21 protein-coding genes are annotated in these 17,398 nt (G+C 64.1%); 13 read left to right on the top strand and 8 right to left on the bottom strand.

Translation table 11 applies throughout. The features are described 5' to 3' along the window. Positions 1 to 3 precede the first annotated feature (3 nt). A complete protein-coding gene (gene secF / locus CFR76_RS08365; protein ID WP_110556742.1) occupies positions 4 to 954 on the top strand; it encodes a protein translocase subunit SecF in 951 nt (316 codons plus the stop codon). Positions 955 to 1,111: 157 nt separating this feature from the next. Here the strand turns inward: secF and CFR76_RS08360 are convergent, their stop codons facing one another. Then, positions 1,112 to 1,561: a hypothetical protein gene (locus CFR76_RS08360; protein ID WP_110556716.1), complete on the bottom strand. Its 450-nt coding sequence runs from the start codon at positions 1,559 to 1,561 to the stop codon at positions 1,112 to 1,114. 137 nt (positions 1,562 to 1,698) lie between these two features. Further along, positions 1,699 to 2,214 carry a large conductance mechanosensitive channel protein MscL gene (gene mscL, locus CFR76_RS08355; RefSeq protein ID WP_110556715.1) on the bottom strand — a complete coding sequence of 172 codons (516 nt, stop codon included), beginning with the start codon at positions 2,212 to 2,214 and terminating at the stop codon, positions 1,699 to 1,701. A gap of 250 nt (positions 2,215 to 2,464) precedes the next feature. Between mscL and rpmE the strand changes: the two genes are divergently transcribed. The 3 genes from rpmE to CFR76_RS08340 all read left to right on the top strand — a co-directional run bounded on the left by rpmE (position 2,465) and on the right by CFR76_RS08340 (position 4,266). Continuing rightward, positions 2,465 to 2,695 carry a 50S ribosomal protein L31 gene (gene rpmE, locus CFR76_RS08350; RefSeq protein ID WP_025437698.1) on the top strand — a complete coding sequence of 77 codons (231 nt, stop codon included), beginning with the start codon at positions 2,465 to 2,467 and terminating at the stop codon, positions 2,693 to 2,695. Between the two features lie 187 nt (positions 2,696 to 2,882). Then, on the top strand, positions 2,883 to 3,428 hold the full coding sequence (locus tag CFR76_RS08345; RefSeq protein ID WP_110556714.1) for an Hsp20 family protein: 546 nt from the start codon (positions 2,883 to 2,885) through the stop codon (positions 3,426 to 3,428). Positions 3,429 to 3,678: 250 nt separating this feature from the next. Next, positions 3,679 to 4,266 (top strand): DUF1013 domain-containing protein, encoded by a 588-nt coding sequence (locus CFR76_RS08340; protein ID WP_110556713.1) that lies wholly within the window; start codon positions 3,679 to 3,681, stop codon positions 4,264 to 4,266. Positions 4,267 to 4,309: 43 nt separating this feature from the next. On the opposite strand, the gene CFR76_RS08335 is transcribed toward CFR76_RS08340, so the two are convergent. After that, a complete protein-coding gene (locus CFR76_RS08335; protein ID WP_081749374.1) occupies positions 4,310 to 4,480 on the bottom strand; it encodes a YdcH family protein in 171 nt (56 codons plus the stop codon). Between the two features lie 160 nt (positions 4,481 to 4,640). On the opposite strand from CFR76_RS08335, the gene CFR76_RS08330 reads away from it, so the two are divergent. Genes CFR76_RS08330 through CFR76_RS08320 form a run of 3 tightly spaced genes read left to right on the top strand, consistent with a single transcriptional unit; the run spans position 4,641 to position 6,520 of the window. Further along, on the top strand, positions 4,641 to 4,841 hold the full coding sequence (locus tag CFR76_RS08330) for a DUF465 domain-containing protein (protein WP_010514370.1): 201 nt from the start codon (positions 4,641 to 4,643) through the stop codon (positions 4,839 to 4,841). Positions 4,842 to 4,865: 24 nt separating this feature from the next. Next, on the top strand, positions 4,866 to 5,381 hold the full coding sequence (gene purE / locus CFR76_RS08325) for a 5-(carboxyamino)imidazole ribonucleotide mutase (protein WP_110556712.1): 516 nt from the start codon (positions 4,866 to 4,868) through the stop codon (positions 5,379 to 5,381). Then, on the top strand, positions 5,378 to 6,520 hold the full coding sequence (locus CFR76_RS08320; RefSeq protein ID WP_110556711.1) for a 5-(carboxyamino)imidazole ribonucleotide synthase: 1,143 nt from the start codon (positions 5,378 to 5,380) through the stop codon (positions 6,518 to 6,520). The genes purE and CFR76_RS08320 overlap by 4 nt, the downstream gene beginning before the upstream one ends. On the opposite strand, the gene CFR76_RS08315 is transcribed toward CFR76_RS08320, so the two are convergent. Further along, the gene (locus tag CFR76_RS08315) at positions 6,521 to 7,192 is read right to left on the bottom strand and encodes a JAB domain-containing protein (RefSeq protein ID WP_110556710.1); all 672 of its coding nucleotides are present in this window, start codon (positions 7,190 to 7,192) and stop codon (positions 6,521 to 6,523) included. A gap of 83 nt (positions 7,193 to 7,275) precedes the next feature. On the opposite strand from CFR76_RS08315, the gene CFR76_RS08310 reads away from it, so the two are divergent. Continuing rightward, complete coding sequence (locus CFR76_RS08310) at positions 7,276 to 7,968, top strand: HAD hydrolase-like protein (protein WP_110556709.1); 693 nt, start codon at positions 7,276 to 7,278, stop codon at positions 7,966 to 7,968. 6 nt (positions 7,969 to 7,974) lie between these two features. On the opposite strand, the gene CFR76_RS08305 is transcribed toward CFR76_RS08310, so the two are convergent. Then, entirely contained in the window at positions 7,975 to 8,607 is a 633-nt protein-coding gene (locus tag CFR76_RS08305) for a JAB domain-containing protein (RefSeq protein ID WP_110556708.1), read from the bottom strand. A gap of 131 nt (positions 8,608 to 8,738) precedes the next feature. Here CFR76_RS08305 and CFR76_RS08300 point away from each other — a divergent pair, with 131 nt between their 5' ends. The 5 genes from CFR76_RS08300 to CFR76_RS08280 all read left to right on the top strand — a co-directional run bounded on the left by CFR76_RS08300 (position 8,739) and on the right by CFR76_RS08280 (position 15,364). Beyond that, complete coding sequence (locus CFR76_RS08300; RefSeq protein WP_110556707.1) at positions 8,739 to 10,952, top strand: ATP-dependent helicase; 2,214 nt, start codon at positions 8,739 to 8,741, stop codon at positions 10,950 to 10,952. Next, positions 10,953 to 11,855: a 50S ribosomal protein L11 methyltransferase gene (locus tag CFR76_RS08295; protein ID WP_110556706.1), complete on the top strand. Its 903-nt coding sequence runs from the start codon at positions 10,953 to 10,955 to the stop codon at positions 11,853 to 11,855. Further along, positions 11,848 to 12,366: a GNAT family N-acetyltransferase gene (locus tag CFR76_RS08290; protein ID WP_110556705.1), complete on the top strand. Its 519-nt coding sequence runs from the start codon at positions 11,848 to 11,850 to the stop codon at positions 12,364 to 12,366. The genes CFR76_RS08295 and CFR76_RS08290 overlap by 8 nt, the downstream gene beginning before the upstream one ends. Positions 12,367 to 12,390: 24 nt before the next feature. Beyond that, positions 12,391 to 14,163 (top strand): aminopeptidase P family protein, encoded by a 1,773-nt coding sequence (locus CFR76_RS08285; protein ID WP_208623954.1) that lies wholly within the window; start codon positions 12,391 to 12,393, stop codon positions 14,161 to 14,163. Positions 14,164 to 14,335: 172 nt separating this feature from the next. Next, positions 14,336 to 15,364: an isocitrate/isopropylmalate dehydrogenase family protein gene (locus CFR76_RS08280; protein WP_025437686.1), complete on the top strand. Its 1,029-nt coding sequence runs from the start codon at positions 14,336 to 14,338 to the stop codon at positions 15,362 to 15,364. A 228-nt stretch (positions 15,365 to 15,592) separates the two neighbouring features. On the opposite strand, the gene uraH is transcribed toward CFR76_RS08280, so the two are convergent. The 3 genes from uraH to puuE are packed head-to-tail and all read right to left on the bottom strand — an operon-like array spanning position 15,593 to position 17,381. Beyond that, on the bottom strand, positions 15,593 to 15,949 hold the full coding sequence (uraH, locus tag CFR76_RS08270) for a hydroxyisourate hydrolase (protein WP_110556702.1): 357 nt from the start codon (positions 15,947 to 15,949) through the stop codon (positions 15,593 to 15,595). Further along, positions 15,946 to 16,461, bottom strand: a complete 516-nt coding sequence (gene uraD / locus CFR76_RS08265) for a 2-oxo-4-hydroxy-4-carboxy-5-ureidoimidazoline decarboxylase (protein ID WP_110556701.1) — start codon at positions 16,459 to 16,461, stop codon at positions 15,946 to 15,948. Before uraD ends, uraH begins: the two co-directional genes overlap by 4 nt. An 8-nt stretch (positions 16,462 to 16,469) precedes the next feature. Continuing rightward, entirely contained in the window at positions 16,470 to 17,381 is a 912-nt protein-coding gene (gene puuE, locus CFR76_RS08260) for an allantoinase PuuE (protein WP_110556700.1), read from the bottom strand. Positions 17,382 to 17,398: the final 17 nt, after the last annotated feature.

The raw sequence follows: 17,398 nt of genomic DNA, 5'->3' as shown, positions 1-17,398 counted from the left end.
ATGATGCTTGATCGTCCCCTTCTCCGGTTCGTGCCGCGTGGCACGAAAATCAACTTCATGCGCGGCCGCTTCATCGGGCTTGCGACATCGGCGGTACTGTCCATCGCCTCGCTGATCCTGTTCTTCCATCCCGGCCTGACGCTGGGGCTGGATTTCCGGGGCGGCATCGTGGTGGAAGCCCGCACGCAGGGACCGGCGGATTTCAACGCCATCCGCGCAGCCCTTGCCGCCCAGCATGTGACCGCCGCTGGCGTGCAGTCCTTTGGCGGGCCGGATGACGTGCTGATCCGCCTTGACACGCCGCCCGACAGCGAACCCGACCATGAAGCCCGCACGCAGGCCATGGTCGATTCCGTGCGCCACGCCATCGGCACCCTGCCCGGCGCGCAGGTATTGCGGGCGGATGCGGTCGGCGCTTCGGTCTCGAAGGAACTGTTCCGCAACGGCATGCTTGCCCTTGGCATCAGCCTGCTGATGATCCTGGCCTATATCTGGTTCCGCTTTGAATGGGAGTTCGCGGTCAGCGCGGTGGTGACGCTGGTGCTGGACCTGACCAAGGCCGTCGGCTTCCTAGTCATCACGCATTTCGAGTTCGACCTGGTGATGGTCGCCGCCATCCTGACCATCCTGGGCTATTCCACCAACGACAAGGTGGTGGTGTATGACCGCGTGCGCGAAAACCTGCGCAAATACCGCACCATGCCGCTGGCGGACCTGATCGACCTGTCGATCAATGAAACGCTCAGCCGCACGCTGGGCACCTCATCGACCGTATTCCTTGCAGCACTCCCGCTGGCGCTGTTTGGCGGGGCCAGCCTGTCGGGCTTTGCGTGGGTGATGCTGTTCGGGATCGTGGTGGGCACGTCATCCTCCATCTTCATCGCGGCACCGCTGCTGCTGATAATGGGGGAAAAGCGCCTGCGGCGTGACGCACGGCCAGCCGTGCGCAACTAAGATCGGGCGCCGGGTACCCGCGCGACGGACAGGCGCGGAACCTGCCCTGACATAAAGAAGTTTTCGGTGAAGCTTGTTCAAAAAGCTTCAGAAAGACGCCGCCTTTTTAAAAAAAGGCGGCACCCAAAAACTTTTAATTATTTTCGGTCAGTCTCTATTACTTATGGGCGGATGTAGCCGGTTGCGGTGGCATCCGCCCTTTTGCATCGGGACTGGCGGGACCGTTGGGCAGGCAGCTTGGCGGCGTCCTGCCGCCAAGCGTGGACGGGTCGGGCTGGTTGGTGCACGCCACCATCAGTTCCACGGCCAGCCGCCCGTTCCGGCGCGCCTTGCGCGATGGCTTGGTCAGGGCGGCGAGGATCATGCTCTTGCCGTATTTGAGCGAGGTCGCCATGTCGTACACCTGCTGCCCTGACAGCCCGCCATCCTGCAGGCGGCTGACCATTCCCCCTTCGGCCATGAAATAGGATGTGATCAGCAGGTAATCCTGTGCCGGGGCCGACAGCCGGGACATGTCCGCCCGGCTGGTCGCATGGCACCCCGCCAGCAGCATGACTGCCGACAGGGCCAGCAGCCGCCCGCGCACATATCGTGTAATATCAATCATAAACCAGCCACCTTCACCATACCGGGGGATATTGGGCAGTCCCGCCCCCCGGCACAAGGGCGGTCAGGGATGCACCAAAAAAAACGGACACCCGTCCGGGTGCCCGTTCCTGCCATCTGCCAGCCTGATATGCAGGGTCAGGCCTTGGGCGGGGTCGCGGTCGTTTTCTGGGCCGCTTCCGCCTTCAGCACGTCAAGGATGTCCTGCAGCAGCACTTCATTGCGCGGCGGCGCGGGCGGGGTCGCGGGCTTTTCGGCTTCCTTCTTCACCGTCAGGCGGTTGATGGCCTTCACCACCCAGAAAATCACGAAACCGATGATGACGAACTGGATCACCGCGTTCAGGAACAGGCCGATATTGATCGTGACCGCACCGGCCTTCTGCGCGTCGGCCAGTGTCGCCATATGCGGGCCACGCAGGGTGATGAACAGGTTGGTAAAGTCGATACCACCGATCAGCAGGCCCAGCACCGGCGTGAACACGTCCTTCACCAGGCTGTTCACGATCGCGGTGAACGCGGCGCCCACGATCACGCCGACCGCAAGGTCAACCACATTGCCGCGCATGAGGAATGCGCGGAATTCGCCCAGCCAACCGGGTACATGAAGATCCTTGACGTGCAGTTCAGGCACGTGATCCGGCAGTTTCGCCATGGATGCCAATCCTTTATTTGATGGAATAGGCCCTAAGCTCTAGCAACATCCCGACATCATGACGACTATATATTATCGTATTGTTTTTCCATTCCGCCGACATGATGCAAGCGGGTAACACCGGGGCGAGGCAGGCCGGACAGGCTTTTCTTGCCATCGGGTGTTGATCTTGCCGCCACTTGTCGTCTATACGCCTGCCGATACAACGCCCCCGGTCGGCATCGGTGGGCCTAGCGCGAAAGTGTTTGAAATGAAATCCGGCATCCACCCCGACTACCACGAAATCAATGTCATCATGACCGATGGCACCGAATACACGACCCGTTCGTGCTACGGCAAGCCTGGCGATACGCTGCGCCTGGACATCGATCCGAAGTCCCACCCGGCATGGACCGGCGTGCAGCGCATGATGGACACCGGGGGCCAGGTCGCCAAGTTCAACAAGAAGTTCGGCGCGCTGGGCCAGCGCAAGAAGGGCTGATACCCGCCTTCCTCCCGAACAGGTCCGAAGTCCGTGGCAATGCCCGGTCCCTTGAACAGGGGGCCGGGCATTCCCATGTCTGGGGTGCGCCGGATGCCCGTGGCGGGTCCATGCGCATCACCCAAAATCGCGGTTCGCCCAACCGGGGAACCGCATGACAGCAGACCTTGCTTCATGGAGGTTTCACATGGCTTACGATTTCGCGCCGCTATTCCGCAGCGCCATAGGATTTGACCGCCTGGCCCAGCTTGTCGATACGGCGGCCCAGAACCCGGTCGGGTCGTCCTACCCCCCCTACAACATCGAAAAACTGTCCGATGCGCAGTACGCGCTGACAATGGCGGTGGCGGGCTTCGGTCCCGACGACATTGAACTGACGGTACAGGACAATACCCTGATCGTGTCTGGCCGTGTCAGCGACGCTGCGCCCGGTGGCAGGGAAATGCTCTATCGCGGTATCGCCACGCGCGCGTTCGAGCGCCGTTTCGTGCTGGCCGACCATGTCGTGGTGGAAAAGGCGGACCTGACCAACGGCCTGCTGCGCATCGCGGTACGCCAGATCGTGCCCGAGGCGCTGAAGCCGCGCCGCATTCCCATTTCCTCGGGCCAGGCCATGGCGGGCGACACCGTTCCAGGGGGTGAAGCATCCCCCGCAACCGACGGGCTGGCCATGCCGGTCGCGGCCGGCACGGCCGTTTCCCCTGCCCCACAGCCCACCAGTTATGCCGCATAAGGTTGCGGCCACAGCGTGTTTTACCGCAGGGGCGGGCCATGGGTCCGCCCCTGTTTTTATTGATGGGAAACATCCGGGACGGGTGGATTGAAGTCTTGACCTTTGCCACCTGCAACCGTCATATCACTTCCACGAGTGTTTTCTGTTTCTGGCGCGCCAGCAGGTACGCACGGTTCCCACTTTGTCAGGAACCGTTTCAAACACCCTTTCAGGTGCCTGCGTGTGGCGCCACACGCTGTAGGACCTGAGAATGACTGCCCTGCCCTTAATGCCCAAGGCAACCGCCGTGTGGCTTATTGAAAAGACGGCGCTGACCTTTACCCAGATCGCCGCATATTGTGGAATGCATCCCCTTGAAGTCCAGGCCATCGCGGATGGGGAAGTGGCACAGGGAATCCGGGGCTATGACCCGATTGCCCACCACCAGCTGACCCAGGCGGAAATTACGCGTTGCGAAAAAGACCCCGAGGAACGCCTCAAGGGCCTGCCGCCCGCAAACCCGATCAACCGCCGTTCCAAGGGCGCGCGTTATACCCCGGTGGCCAAGCGTAACGACCGCCCCGACGCGATCGCCTTCATCCTGCGCAATTTCCCGCAGCTATCGGAACAGCAGACCAGCAAGCTGCTGGGCACCACCAAGGACACCATCGAGAAAGTGCGCACCAAGCAGCACTGGAACAGCGCCAACATCAAGCCGCGCGACCCGGTGACGCTGGGCCTGTGCAGCCAGACGGACCTGAACGCCATGGTGACCGCCGCCAATGAACGGCTGGCGCGCGAAGGCCAGGCCGTGCCCCCGCCGCTGGAACTGGATGACGACAGCGAACACGGCATCTGACCCTTCCCCCGCCACCCGGCATAGCCGGGTGGCGGGGATGGGGTCAGCCCAGCCGGGCCAGACGCTCGATCTCCTCCTTCACACGAAGTTTCTCAAGCTTGAGCCGCCGCAGGGCGCCCGCATCGGGCATGGGTCTGCGGTCTTCATCGAAAATGCGGGCGTCAAGCCGCGCATGACGGGTTTTGAGGCTGTTGATACGTGCTTCGTACGACATGGAACCCTCCAGCGTCTTTGCTGCAACCTGATCAGGCTAGACCAGACGATGCTGCAATTTCCATGCTAAAATTGCAGCCCCCGGGGATCGTGCCCGGCATTTCGCCTTTTGCGGCGGATATGCTTAGGATACGCCATGCCCACTTAACAGATGAGCCGCCATGCTGACAGATCGGGATACCCTTCTTCGCAAGCTGCACGAACTGCGCAGCGAACATCGCGACCTTGATACGGTCATAAGCCGCATGGCCCTGCAGGTGACGGACCAGTTGCAGTTGCAACGGCTCAAAAAGCGCAAGCTGCTGCTGAAGGACGAGATCACATGGCTGGAAAGCCGCATGATCCCCGACAGTATCGCCTGATTTCCTGACGAGAGTATTGCAACCGTGAGCCTTTCCCCCCTTCCGCCCTCCGGCACGAAATCCCCGCGCGTGGGGCTGATCATGGGCAGCCAGTCCGACTGGGAAACCATGCGCCATGCCACCGCCGTGATGGAGGCGCTGGATATCGCGCATGAGGTGCGCATCGTCTCCGCCCACCGCACGCCCGACCGGCTGGCGGATTACGCAAAATCGGCGCAGGGGCGTGGCCTGTCGGTCATTATCGCGGGCGCCGGGGGGGCCGCGCACCTGCCGGGCATGTGCGCCGCGTGGACGGCGCTGCCGGTGCTGGGTGTTCCGGTCGAATCGCATGCGCTCAAGGGCATGGACAGCCTGCTGTCGATCGTGCAGATGCCCGGCGGCATTCCCGTTGGCACGCTGGCCATTGGCAAGGCGGGGGCGACCAACGCGGCGCTGTTGGCGGCGTCCATCCTTGCGCTGTCCGACCCGGCCCTTGGCGCACGACTGGCGGCATGGCGGGCGAAGCAGACGGACGCCGTGGCGCAGGAACCGGTGCGATGACGCAGCTTGCCCCCGGCTCGGTGCTGGGCATTGTCGGCGGCGGCCAGCTTGGCCGCATGTCCGCCATCGCCGCCGCCCGCCTTGGCTACCGCGCCCATATCCTGACGACGGAAGCCGATGGCCCGGCCGCACAGGTGGCCCATGCCATCACCCTTGGCCGGTATGACGACCATGACGCCCTGCGCCGCTTTGCCGATGCGGTGGATGTCATCACCTTTGAATTCGAGAATATCAGCGCCGACGGGCTGGACCTGCTGTCCAGCATCCGCCCGGTCCACCCCGCGGGCCACATCCTGCGGATCAGCCAGGACCGCATCGCGGAAAAGATGTTCATGGCGGAAAACGACATTCCCGTGGCCCCGTGGCGGGGCGTGCATGACCGCGCCGATCTGGACCGGGCGGCGAAAGACCTGGGCTATCCCTTCATCCTCAAGACCACGCGCCTTGGCTATGATGGCAAGGGGCAGGCCCGCATCCATGACGCATCGGGACTGGACGCCGCATTCGACGGCCTGCGCCCCCACCCGCTGGTGGCCGAGGGCATGGTGCGCTTCGCCTGTGAGGTCAGCGTAATGGTCGCCCGCAATGCACATGGCGAGGTCGTGACCTTTGACGTGACCGAAAACCGCCACCGCAACGGCATTCTGGACATAAGCCTGGCCCCGGCCCGAATCGCGCCCGAACTTGCGGCGCGGGCGCAGGACCTTGCACGCCGCATCGCCACGGCGCTGGACCTGACCGGCCTGCTGGGCGTCGAGATGTTCGTGGACCGCGATGGCAGCCTGCGCGTGAACGAAATCGCGCCCCGGCCGCATAATTCGGGCCACTGGACCATGGATGCCTGCCCCGTGGACCAGTTCGGGATGCATGTCCGCGCCGTGACCGGCCTGCCACTGCCACCCGCCAGCCGCCACAGCGACGCCGTCATGAAAAACCTGATCGGCCCCGAAGACATGGCCCTGTGGCCTGAAATCATGGCTGCCCCCCGTCTGCTGGCCCACCATTATGGCAAGGCGGAAGCCCGCCCGGGGCGCAAGATGGGGCATGTGAACGTGCTGTTCCCAAAAGGGGCGCTGCCCGGCGAATTCGGGGTGGAAGCGGCCCTCGGCCCGCTGGCGCGCGCGTTGGATGACGCATAGCTAGCCCAGCAGCCCCGCCGCACGGAAGCTGTGGGTCCGGCCATTGCCCACGATGATGTGGTCATGCACCGTGACCTGCATGATCCTGCCGATCTGGGCGATGCGCAGGGTCATTTCGATATCGGCGGCCGAGGGGTCCGGCTGGCCCGCGGGATGGTTATGCGCCAGCACCAGCCGCCGCGCCCCCAGTTCCAGCGCGCGACGCATGATTTCGCGGGGATATACCGGGGAATGGTTGACCGTGCCGGTGCCCATCAGTTCATCGGCCAGCAGGTGGAAGCGGTCATCAAGGAACAGTACCCGGAACTGTTCGATCACTTCATGGCCCATGCAGGCCTGCAGGTAGGCCACCAGTCCCGCCCGGCCCGCCAGTATGTCGGTGCGCCGCACGCGGGCGCGGTACAGGCGCAGCGCCGCCTCCCGCACCACGGCCAGCAGGGGCGGCAGGGCGGTTTCACGGCCCGCCACTTCATCCAGTCCCCCCACATGCGCCGACAGCGCCATGCCCGCCGAGCCAAAACGGGCAAGGAAACTGGCCGCCAGCCGGTCTGGCGCGGGATGGGATAGGTCAAGCGTGCGGATCAGGCGCTGCATGAAGGCATGGTCATCCGCCCGGCTGATGCCGCCACCAAGGGGAATCGTGGCCGGTTCGGGCGATGTGTGATCGTGCAAACGGTGGTTTCCCAACAATTTCAGGACAAATGCCGCCCCGATGGTGCATGATGCGGATCAAAACAAGGAGGTTATGAACCTGCATGCCGTTTCATGAAAACCATACCGTACTTTTTGACCTGGACGGAACCATCGTCCGTTCCCGCGATGGCATTGTGGAATCCATTTACGCCGTACTACGCGACCTTGGGCATGAACCCGACATGTCGGTTGACCTGACATGGGTGGTCGGCCCCCCGCTGGAGGAACTGATCGCCCATATCCTCGCCCATTACGGCGATGACCGGGTGCAGGAGGCGATGGCGCTGTACCGCAAGCATTACGAATCGGAAGGCATGCACAAAAGCCCGGTTTTCGACCATATGCGCAACGTGATCGAGACCCTGTCGGCCGAAGGGGTGCGGCTGTTTGTCGCGACATCCAAGCCCCGCCACCTTGCGCGCAAGATCCTGCACCTGCGCAACCTGGTGCAGTATTTCGATGGCCTGTCCGGCGCACGCGCCGATGACAGCGGCGCGGAAAAGCCCGAACTGATCGCAGCCGTGCTGCGTGAACACGACATCCGGCGCGAGGATGCGCTGATGATCGGCGACCGGCGTTTTGACATAAGCGGCGCACACGCCAACCACGTCCGCGCCCTTGGCGTGCTGTGGGGATATGGCACGCGGGAGGAACTGACGCAGGCTGGCGCCGATGCGCTGGTCAGCCAGCCATCCGAACTGCTGGACGCCATCCGCCAGCAGTTCGCCGCGGCCGAGGCCCATCCGCACGCCTGACCGTGGCTATTCCTGCAACATCGCCCGCATGCTGACGCATGTGCCGCCGCCACGCACCATGCAGTCATGCACGGCCAGCCCCAGCAGGCGGGCATGGCTGTGCAGCATGCGGGCAAACCGCAGGTCGGCAACACTTCCATCCCTGGGTGGCGCCTGCTGGCCCATGTCCCTGACCGCGACAAGGGACACGGCGTGCAGTTCCAGCGCGCGCGCCAGCACGCTCCGGCACATGTCGGCAGGCGGGGCGGTGCCGACGGCTTCATCGGCCAGCACGTGCCGCGCGGAATCAAGGTAGAACAGCCGCCACCCACCGGGGTCAGGCGCGGGCAGGCGGTCACAATAGGCCAGCACCGCCGCCATATCCGCGAAAATAACCTGCCCCCGCAGGTCGGGATGCGCCAGGCGCCGCGCGACCTGCGCGGGGCACCCCAGCACCGCCACCCCGCGCGGCCCCAGCCCCGCCGCGCGCAAGGCGGCGGGCGTGGCATCCAGCACGGCCTCAAGACCACCGAAATGGGCCAGCAACGCCTTGGCCTGCGGCTTGGTGTCGCGCCGGGGCACGGCCGCGAACAACAGGACTTCCAGCAGTTCATAATCCGCCAGCGAATGCGCGCCCGCCGTGCGGATACGCCTGCGCATGCGTGCCCGGTGGCCGCCTGCTCCCGTTGCCCTGGCCGTATTCATGCTGTCCTGTCCCTCCACCGCATTTCCCCCGCCATGATTGATAGCATTGGTTACCCGGCGACGGGATTGCTATAGAAGATAATGTCATGGACAGCCTTATCCCCACCGGCCCTGTGCCGGATTACCTGAACCGCCTCAATCCCGAACAGCGGGCCGCGATCGAGACCACGGACGGCCCGCTGCTGGTCCTTGCCGGCGCGGGCACGGGCAAGACGCGGGTGCTGACCACGCGGTTCGCGCATATCCTGCTGTCGGGCCGGGCACGGCCCAACCAGATCCTTGCCGTGACCTTTACCAACAAGGCCGCGCGCGAAATGCGTAAACGCGTCAGCGCCCTGCTGGGTGAACCGGCGGAAGGGCTGTGGCTGGGCACGTTCCATGCCCTGTGCGCGCGCATGCTGCGCCGCCATGCGGAATATGTCGGGCTTACCAGCAGCTTCACCATCCTTGATACCGATGACCAGCTGCGCCTGCTCAAGCAGGTGCTGGAACCCTACCGCATCGACACCAAGCGCTGGCCGCCACAGGCCATCATGGGCGTGATCCAGCGGTGGAAGGATCGCGGGCTGGTGCCCGACGCGATCACGGCGGCCGAGGACACGGATTTCGCCAACGGGCGCTGCGCCGAGATCTATACCGATTACCAGCAGCGCCTGCAGCAGCTCAACGCCTGCGACTTTGGCGATCTCATGCTGCACATGACGGAAATCATGCGCAGGCATCCCGATGTGCTGGCGCAGTATCACCGTTTCTTCCGCTACATCCTGGTGGACGAGTACCAGGACACCAACACCATCCAGTACCTGTGGCTGCGGCTGCTGGCGCATCGGGACCAGCAGCCATCGAACATCTGCTGCGTGGGCGATGACGACCAGTCGATCTATTCATGGCGCGGGGCGGAAGTGGAAAACATCCTGCGCTTCGAACGCGACTTCCCCGGCGCGAAGGTCGTGCGGCTGGAACGCAATTACCGCTCCACCCGGCAGATCCTTGGCGCCGCGTCGGGCCTGATCGCGCATAACGAGGAACGTCTGGGCAAGACCCTGCATCCCGGCCGCGAGGATGCGGAAGGCGAGAAGGTGCGCGTGATTTCCGTGCAGGATTCGGATGACGAGGCCCGCATGGTCGGCACCGAGATCGAACGCCTGCGCGCCGATGGCCACCCGATGCGCGAGATCGCCATCCTTGTCCGCGCCGGCTTCCAGACCCGCGCGTTCGAGGAACGGCTGATCACCCTTGGCCTGCCCTACCGCGTGGTCGGCGGGCTGCGCTTTTACGAACGCGCCGAAATCCGCGACGCCATCGCCTATATGCGCGTGGTCAACCAGCCGTCCGATGACCTGGCGTTCGAGCGCATCATCAACGTGCCGCGCCGGGGCGTGGGGATGACGGGGCTGCAGAAAATGCACATGCACGCCCGTGAACGCCAGATCCCGCTGACCGCCGCCGTGCTGGAAATGCTGGGCGCTGGCGACATCAAGGGCCGGGCGAAGGAGCAGCTTGCCGCCCTCATGCGCACGCTGGGCGCCACGCGCGACATGCTGGGACGCGAGGGGCATGTCGTCGCCATCGACCACCTGCTGGAGGACAGCGGGTATATCGACATGTGGAAGGCCGACAAATCCCCCGATGCGCCCGGACGGCTGGAAAACCTGAAGGAACTGGTGCGCTCGCTGGCGGATTACGAAAACCTTGGCGGGTTCCTGGAACATGTCGCCCTCGTCATGGATACCGAGGACAGGGCGGGCGAGGACAGCATGAGCATCATGACGCTGCATGGCGCCAAGGGGCTGGAATTCGACACCGTGTTCCTGCCGGGGTGGGAGGAAGGCGTCTTTCCGTCCCAGCGCACGCTGGATGAAGGCGGCCTGAAGGGGCTGGAGGAAGAACGCCGCCTGGCCTATGTCGGCATTACGCGCGCGCGCAGGCTGGCCACGATCAGCCACGCCGCCAACCGCCGCATATACGGCAACTGGCAGTCCGCCATTCCCAGCCGCTTTGTCGAGGAACTGCCCGCCGAGCATATCGAGACACGTGGCGACACCGCCAACAGCCGGCGCAGCTTCCTTGGCCGCCCCGCCGTGTTTGGCAGCGCGCCCTTCCCGCTGGTGGCGTCCCGGCGGGTGCATGATGTCACGCCCTCCACCTCCGCCTCATCGGGGATGAAGGTGGGCGTGCGTGTATTCCACCAGAAATTCGGCTACGGCACGATTACCTCGGTCGAGGGAAACCGGCTGGAAGTCGCGTTTGAAAAAGCAGGCCCCAAGCGGGTGATCGATACATTTGTTGAGCAGGTATAGATGAGCCTTTCCCCCCGGCGTCACGCCACAGAACTGGAAACCATATCGGTCACGGTACCGCCTGATGCGGTCGAAGCCTATGAATCCGCCCTGTCCACCGTCTGCACCACCATCGGCATCTTTGAAGTCGATGACAGCCAGACCCTGTGGCGCGTCGAAGGCGTCAAGGATACCGGCAGCGGCGAGGACGAACTGCGCGCCGCCCTGATCGTGGCGGGCCTGACCAGTGGCGTGGATGCCGAGCTGGAACGCAGCCATACGGAATCCGAAGGCTGGCTGGCGCGCACCTACGAATCCTTTCCCGAACAGCTTGCGGGCAGGCGCTTCGCCATCCGGGGCACGCATCTTGAACCCGTCACCAGCCCCCAGCGCATCACCATCACGCTGGATGCGGGCGTCGCCTTCGGGTCGGGGGAACATGGCTCGACCCGTGGCTGCCTGCGCGCGCTGGAAATGGTCGCCTATCGCAGGCCACGGCGCATCCTCGACCTTGGCTGCGGGTCGGGCATCCTGGCCATGGCGGCCGCCGCCCTGCTGCACAAACGCGTGCTGGCGACCGACATCGACCCGTGGTCCGTGCGCGTGACACGCCGCAACGCGGCCATGAACGGGCTGTCCAACCTGGTGGACTGCCATCTTGGCAATGGCTGGTCCACGCCCGCCATCCGCCACCACGCGCCCTATGACCTTGTCTTCGCCAACATCCTCGCCCGCCCGCTATGCAGCATGGCGGCCGACCTTGCGCGCAACCTGCTGCCCGGTGGCACCGCCATCCTCGCGGGGCTGCTGAATACGCAGGTGCGCATGGTGCTGGCAGCCCACCGCCGCCACGGGCTGGTGCTGGAACGCCACCTGCGTGAAGGGGACTGGGGCACGCTGATCCTGCGCAAACCCAATGGCTGATACCGCGTCCCTGCTGATCCGTGACGCGACGGATGCGGATATTCCCGCCATTGTCGAAATCGTCAATCACGCCATCCGCAACAGCACATCCATGTGGGAAACCCACGAAACCACCATCGCCGCCCGGCTGGACTGGCTGCATGCCAGCCAGGCCAGCGGGTTTCCCGTGCTGGTGGCCGAAACGGATGACGGCCACGTGGCGGGCTACAGCAGCTGGAAGACGTTCCGCCCCTTTTCGGGCTACCGGCATACGGTCGAACATTCGCTGTACATCGCCCCGGCCTACAAGCGCCGTGGCATTGGCAGCGCGCTGCTGCAGGCATTGTGCGACCGGGCGAAGGATGCGGATGTGCATGTCATGATCGCGGGCATCACCTCCACCAACATCGCATCGCGCAAGCTGCATGAACGCTTCGGCTTCCAGCATGGCGGCCTGCTGCCGGAATGCGGCACGAAATACGGGCGGTGGATGGACCTTCTGTTCCTGTACCGCATCATGTCCGTTTCCTGATCCCACACCCCGAAGGATATGCCCATGCCCCCAGCCCCGAACCGCCCCGACGCGCTGCGCGCCGTGCTGAAACAGATGGGCGTTGACGGATTTATCCTGCCCCGTGGGGATGAACACCTAGGGGAATACGTCGCCCCCTGCGCCGAACGGCTGGCGTGGCTGACCGGCTTTACCGGCAGCGCCGGGATGGCGGCGGTGCTGCCGGATGGCGCCGCCGTCTTTTCCGATGGCCGCTACATCACCCAGATGGACCAGCAGGTGGATGGCCGCGCATGGGAACGGCTGCATATCAGCAAGGTCCCGCCCGCCACATGGCTGGCGCGGCATGGCGCGACCTGCCGCATCGGTTATGATCCGCGCCTGATCAGCGAAAGCGCGCTGCGCCCGTTCGGCGATGCGGGCCTGGACCTTGTCGCCCTGCCCGCCAACCCGGTTGACCGGATCTGGGCCGACCGGCCCGCCGCCCCCTGCACGCCGTGTGTGCCGCAGCCCGAGGAATGGGCCGGGCAGTCCAGCCGGGACAAGCGCGCGGCCATTGCGGGCGGATTGCGCGATGCAGGCGATGCGGCGCTGGTGCTGAGTGACCCGGCATCAATCGCATGGCTGCTGAACATCCGGGGTCGTGACGTACCATACACGCCGCTCAGCCTGTCCTTCGCCATCGTGCATGAGACCGGGCGCGTCACGCTGCTGATCGACCCGGCCAAGGTTGCCGACACGACGCGGCAATGGCTGGGGGATGATGTCGCGATCGCACCGCCTGCAGCACTGGAAGAAAGCCTGCGCGCCCTGTCCGGCGCGCGCGTGCAGGTGGACCCGGCCAGCAACGCCGTATGGTTCATCCAGACGCTGGAGAACGCCGGGGCCACGGTCATCCGCAAGGGCGATCCCTGCCTGTTGCCCAAGGCGACCAAGAATGCAACCGAACAGGAAGGTAGCCGTCGCGCCCACCTGCTGGACGGGATCGCCATCTGCCGTTTCCTGCACTGGCTGGATGAGAACGCAACCGACAATACGGAACTGGCGGCGGCGGAACAGCTTGACCGCTTCCGCGCCGCCTGCCCTGATTACCGGGAGGAAAGCTTTCCCGCCATTTCCGGTTCCGGCCCGAATGGCGCGGTCATCCATTACCGTGTCACGCCCGAAACCGACCGCAGGCTGCAACCCAACGAGGTCTACCTGATCGACAGTGGCGGCCAGTACCCCTTTGGCACCACCGATATCACCCGCACGCTCTGGACCGGGCCGGACATGCCGGGGGCGGACGTGCGTGATGCCTTCACCCGCGTGCTGCGCGGGCATATCGCGCTGGCGCGCGCGCATTTTCCGCGTGGCGTGACCGGACACGCGCTGGATGCCCTGGCCCGCCAAGCGCTGTGGGAGGGCGGGCTGGATTATGACCACGGCACCGGCCACGGCATTGGCAGCTACCTGTCGGTGCATGAGGGACCGGCCACCATTTCCCCCGTGTTCCGCCCCGTGAAGCTGCATGCGGGCATGATCCTGTCGAACGAACCGGGCTATTACCGCCTCGGCGCATTCGGCATCCGCCTTGAAAACCTGCAACTGGTCCAGCCTTCCCCCACGGCGGAGGCGGGACGTGATTTCCTGGAATTCGAGGTCCTGACCCTGGCCCCGTTCGACCGGCGGCTGATTGACGTGGCCAGCCTGCAGCACAATGAAATCGCCTGGCTGGATGCCTATCATGCACGGGTTTTTGAAAGGGTCGCCCCATATCTGGGAAGTCAGGAACGCACATGGCTTGGCGTTGCATGCGCGCCGCTGAACGCCGGATAATGTGACTGCAAAACCATGGCCATGGCCCGGTGGCCCGATTGTCACGCGCGGCTGGGGGGCCTAGGACTTTTAACCAGTTCCGACGGGGCACCCGGCAACGAACCGGGTCCGCCAAGCCGGTGCGCATGCTGAAACGCTTTTCAGTAGCAAGCACAAAGGGAGACGTTCGAGAATGTCTACAGAAAAAACAATTCCCGCCACCCTGATTCCGGGTGACGGAATCGGGCCTGAAATCGTCCAGTCCGTTGTCGAGATCCTGGATACGGTCGGTGCCCCTTTCAAATGGGAAAAGGCGCTTGGCGGTGTTGCGGCCCTTGACGCCACCGGCAGCCCGCTGCCCAAGGAAACGATCGAAAGCATCCGCCGCACCGGCCTTGCGCTGAAAGGCCCGCTGACGACCCCCGTTGGCGGTGGCTTCAAGTCCATCAACGTGACACTGCGCCAGGAGTTCGGCCTGTTCGCGAATGTCCGCCCCACCAAGACGATCGTGCCCGGTGGCCGGTTCGAGAACATCAACCTCGTCATCTTCCGCGAAAACCTCGAAGGGTATTACGCGGCGATGGAAAACTACATTCCCTATGGCGATGACCCGCACGCCATCGCCACCAGCGCCGGTTACACCACGCGCAGGGAATGCAACCGCATCGTCCGCTACGCCTTTGAATACGCGGTCAAGAACAACCGCAAGCGCGTGACCCTGGTGCACAAGGCCAACATCCTGAAGCTGCTGACCGGCCTGTTCCTTGAAGAAGGCCGCAAGGTCGCCAAGGAATACGAAGGCCGCGTGGAAGTGAACGAGCGCATTGTCGACGCCTGCGCCATGCAGCTTGTAACCGACCCGTGGCAGTATGACTGCATCGTCACCACCAACCTGTTCGGCGATATCCTGTCCGATCTGACGGCTGGCCTGGTTGGCGGGCTTGGTCTGGCGCCGGGTGCGAACATTGGTGAAAAGGCAGCGGTGTTCGAGGCCGTGCATGGTTCGGCGCCCGACATCGCGGGCCAGAACAAGGCCAACCCGACCTCGCTGCTGCTGGCCGCCAACATGATGCTGGCGCATGTGGGCCGTCAGGACCTGGCCACCCGCATCGACAAGGCCATCGAGAAGGTCATCACCTCGGGCGCCGTGCGCACGGGCGACCTTGGTGGCAAGGCCACCACGACCGAACTGACCGCAGCGCTGAAGCAGGCACTGGTCTGATACGGTTTTTTCCCGCGGCAGCCAGCCTGTCGCGGGATACGGAAAAGGGTCGTGGCGGCGCAGACGCCACGACCCTTTTTCTTGGGAATAGATAAAAAAGCAAGAAAAGTTCCTGGGTGCCCCGTTTTTCAAAAAGGCGGCGTTCTTCGAAGCTTTTTGCAAAAAGCTTCACCAAAAACTTCTTTTAATTTTAAAGCGCTATCATCAGCCGACTTTTCAAACAGTCTCTTAACTGCCGCGATAGGTCGAAAACCCGTAGGGCGAGACCAGAAGCGGCACATGGTAATGCCTCCCCCTTTCCCCCGGCGCCACCTGCGCCATACCAAAGGCGATGGGCACGACATCAAGGAATGGCGGGTCCGACAGCACGACATCACGGCTGCGGAAATAATCCGCCACGCTGAATTCCAGCCGGTAGGCCCCGGCTTTCATATCCCCCGCCTGCTGGCCCAGTTCCGGGCAGCGGCCATCTTCGTTGGTCATGCCACGGAACAGGCAGTCCTGGCCCGCCCACAGGCTGATCGCCATGCCCACGGCAGGCTGGCCTGATACAAGGTCAAGGACATGGGTGGAAAGGGTGCTCATGCTTCCTGCTCCAGCCGCGCCAGCACGTCCGCCAGGCGCAGGGCGGCAATCTTGTTGATTTCCCGCAGGGCGGCCTGCTGTTCGGCCCCGGGCGTGTTTTCCAGCCGGGCGCGCATCCCGTTCAGGATGCCATCCTTGTCCGACCGCCGCACGCAGATGATGAACGGGATGCCGAATTTGGCGGTATAGGCGTCATTCAGGGCACGGAAGGTGGCGAATTCCTCCGGTGTCAGGCGGTCCAGCCCGGCGGAGGCCTGCTCGGCCGCCGAAGCCGATGTCAACGTCGGGTCCACCCCCATGCGCTGCGCCAGTTCGGGGTGGGCGCGGATCAGCGCCATCTTTTCCGCCTCCGTCGCTCGGTCCAGTTCATGGCGCATGGCGGCCAGCATCGCCGCCATGTCAGCAAAGGGACGATGGGCATAAGCACGCTGGGCAATCCAGGGGGAATGTTCGTATATCGGGCCGAACAGTTCCACGAACCTGACGGCGGAAGCGCCATTGACCCGGTCCATCACGTCTGTCATGCCGGGTGCACCGCCAGCCAGTGCCGGGCGATATCCAGCCGGGTCGCAACCCAGACCTTTTCGCGCGTGGCGATGTAATCAAGGAAACGCGCCACGGCCCGCGCACGGCCCGGGCGGCCCGCCACACGGCAGTGCAGGCCCACCGACATCATGCGCGGTTTATCGGCCCCTTCCTCATACAGTTCATCGAAGGTGTCGCGCAGGTAGGTGAAGAACTGCTCCCCTTCGGTAAAGCCGTTGATCGCCACAAACCGCATGTCGTTCACATCCAGCGTATAGGGCACGATCAACTGCGCACGGCCATGGCCGCGGTCATAATACGGCAGGTCATCGGCATAGGAATCCGCGTCATAGACAAAGCCGCCTTCCTCCGCGATCAGCCGGGCGGTGTTGGGGCTGGTGCGCCCCTGGTACCAGCCCAGCGGGCGCGATCCGGTCAGCTTCGTATGCAGGGCGATGCATTCGTGGATATGCGCGCGCTCCACCGCTTCGGGCACGTGCTGGTAATCAATCCAGCGCAGCCCGTGGGATGCGATTTCCCAACCTGCTTCCTTCATCGCCGCGACGGCGGCCGGGTTGCGCGCCATTGCCGCCGCCACGCCAAATACCGTCAGCTTCTGCCTGCGCTGGGTAAAGATGCGGTGCAGCCGCCAGAACCCGGCGCGCGAGCCGTATTCGTACAGGCTTTCCATCGCAATCGCGCGCGCGCCGGTAATCGACTGCGCCCCGATCATTTCTGACAGGAAGGCTTCCGACCCGCGATCCCCATGCAGGACCGAATTCTCGGCCCCCTCCTCGTAATTGATGACGAACTGTACCGCGATCCGCGCGCCACCCGGCCATTTCGCATCCGGTGGGTGACCACCATAGCCGACCAGATCGCGGGGATAGACACCTGTTCCAGACATTACGCCATAGCCCCTTT

The sequence above is a fragment of the Komagataeibacter swingsii genome (genome assembly GCF_003207895.1).
Lineage (GTDB): Bacteria > Pseudomonadota > Alphaproteobacteria > Acetobacterales > Acetobacteraceae > Komagataeibacter > Komagataeibacter swingsii.
Note: the sequence above shows the minus strand (reverse complement) of the source record. Positions and strands in the feature narration are given on the sequence as shown.

Excerpts from the sequence above, each read along its gene's own strand:
- secF (WP_110556742.1), top strand. The coding sequence starts at position 4 with ATGCTTGATCGTCCCCTTCTCCGGTTCGTGCCGCGTGGCACGAAAATC.
- CFR76_RS08360 (WP_110556716.1), bottom strand. The coding sequence starts at position 1,561 with ATGATTGATATTACACGATATGTGCGCGGGCGGCTGCTGGCCCTGTCG.
- mscL (WP_110556715.1), bottom strand. The coding sequence starts at position 2,214 with ATGGCGAAACTGCCGGATCACGTGCCTGAACTGCACGTCAAGGATCTT.
- rpmE (WP_025437698.1), top strand. The coding sequence starts at position 2,465 with ATGAAATCCGGCATCCACCCCGACTACCACGAAATCAATGTCATCATG.
- CFR76_RS08345 (WP_110556714.1), top strand. The coding sequence starts at position 2,883 with ATGGCTTACGATTTCGCGCCGCTATTCCGCAGCGCCATAGGATTTGAC.
- CFR76_RS08340 (WP_110556713.1), top strand. The coding sequence starts at position 3,679 with ATGACTGCCCTGCCCTTAATGCCCAAGGCAACCGCCGTGTGGCTTATT.
- CFR76_RS08335 (WP_081749374.1), bottom strand. The coding sequence starts at position 4,480 with ATGTCGTACGAAGCACGTATCAACAGCCTCAAAACCCGTCATGCGCGG.
- CFR76_RS08330 (WP_010514370.1), top strand. The coding sequence starts at position 4,641 with ATGCTGACAGATCGGGATACCCTTCTTCGCAAGCTGCACGAACTGCGC.
- CFR76_RS08320 (WP_110556711.1), top strand. The coding sequence starts at position 5,378 with ATGACGCAGCTTGCCCCCGGCTCGGTGCTGGGCATTGTCGGCGGCGGC.
- CFR76_RS08310 (WP_110556709.1), top strand. The coding sequence starts at position 7,276 with ATGCCGTTTCATGAAAACCATACCGTACTTTTTGACCTGGACGGAACC.
- CFR76_RS08305 (WP_110556708.1), bottom strand. The coding sequence starts at position 8,607 with ATGCGCAGGCGTATCCGCACGGCGGGCGCGCATTCGCTGGCGGATTAT.
- CFR76_RS08300 (WP_110556707.1), top strand. The coding sequence starts at position 8,739 with ATGGACAGCCTTATCCCCACCGGCCCTGTGCCGGATTACCTGAACCGC.
- CFR76_RS08295 (WP_110556706.1), top strand. The coding sequence starts at position 10,953 with ATGAGCCTTTCCCCCCGGCGTCACGCCACAGAACTGGAAACCATATCG.
- CFR76_RS08290 (WP_110556705.1), top strand. The coding sequence starts at position 11,848 with ATGGCTGATACCGCGTCCCTGCTGATCCGTGACGCGACGGATGCGGAT.
- CFR76_RS08285 (WP_208623954.1), top strand. The coding sequence starts at position 12,391 with ATGCCCCCAGCCCCGAACCGCCCCGACGCGCTGCGCGCCGTGCTGAAA.
- CFR76_RS08280 (WP_025437686.1), top strand. The coding sequence starts at position 14,336 with ATGTCTACAGAAAAAACAATTCCCGCCACCCTGATTCCGGGTGACGGA.
- uraH (WP_110556702.1), bottom strand. The coding sequence starts at position 15,949 with ATGAGCACCCTTTCCACCCATGTCCTTGACCTTGTATCAGGCCAGCCT.
- uraD (WP_110556701.1), bottom strand. The coding sequence starts at position 16,461 with ATGGACCGGGTCAATGGCGCTTCCGCCGTCAGGTTCGTGGAACTGTTC.
- puuE (WP_110556700.1), bottom strand. The coding sequence starts at position 17,381 with ATGTCTGGAACAGGTGTCTATCCCCGCGATCTGGTCGGCTATGGTGGT.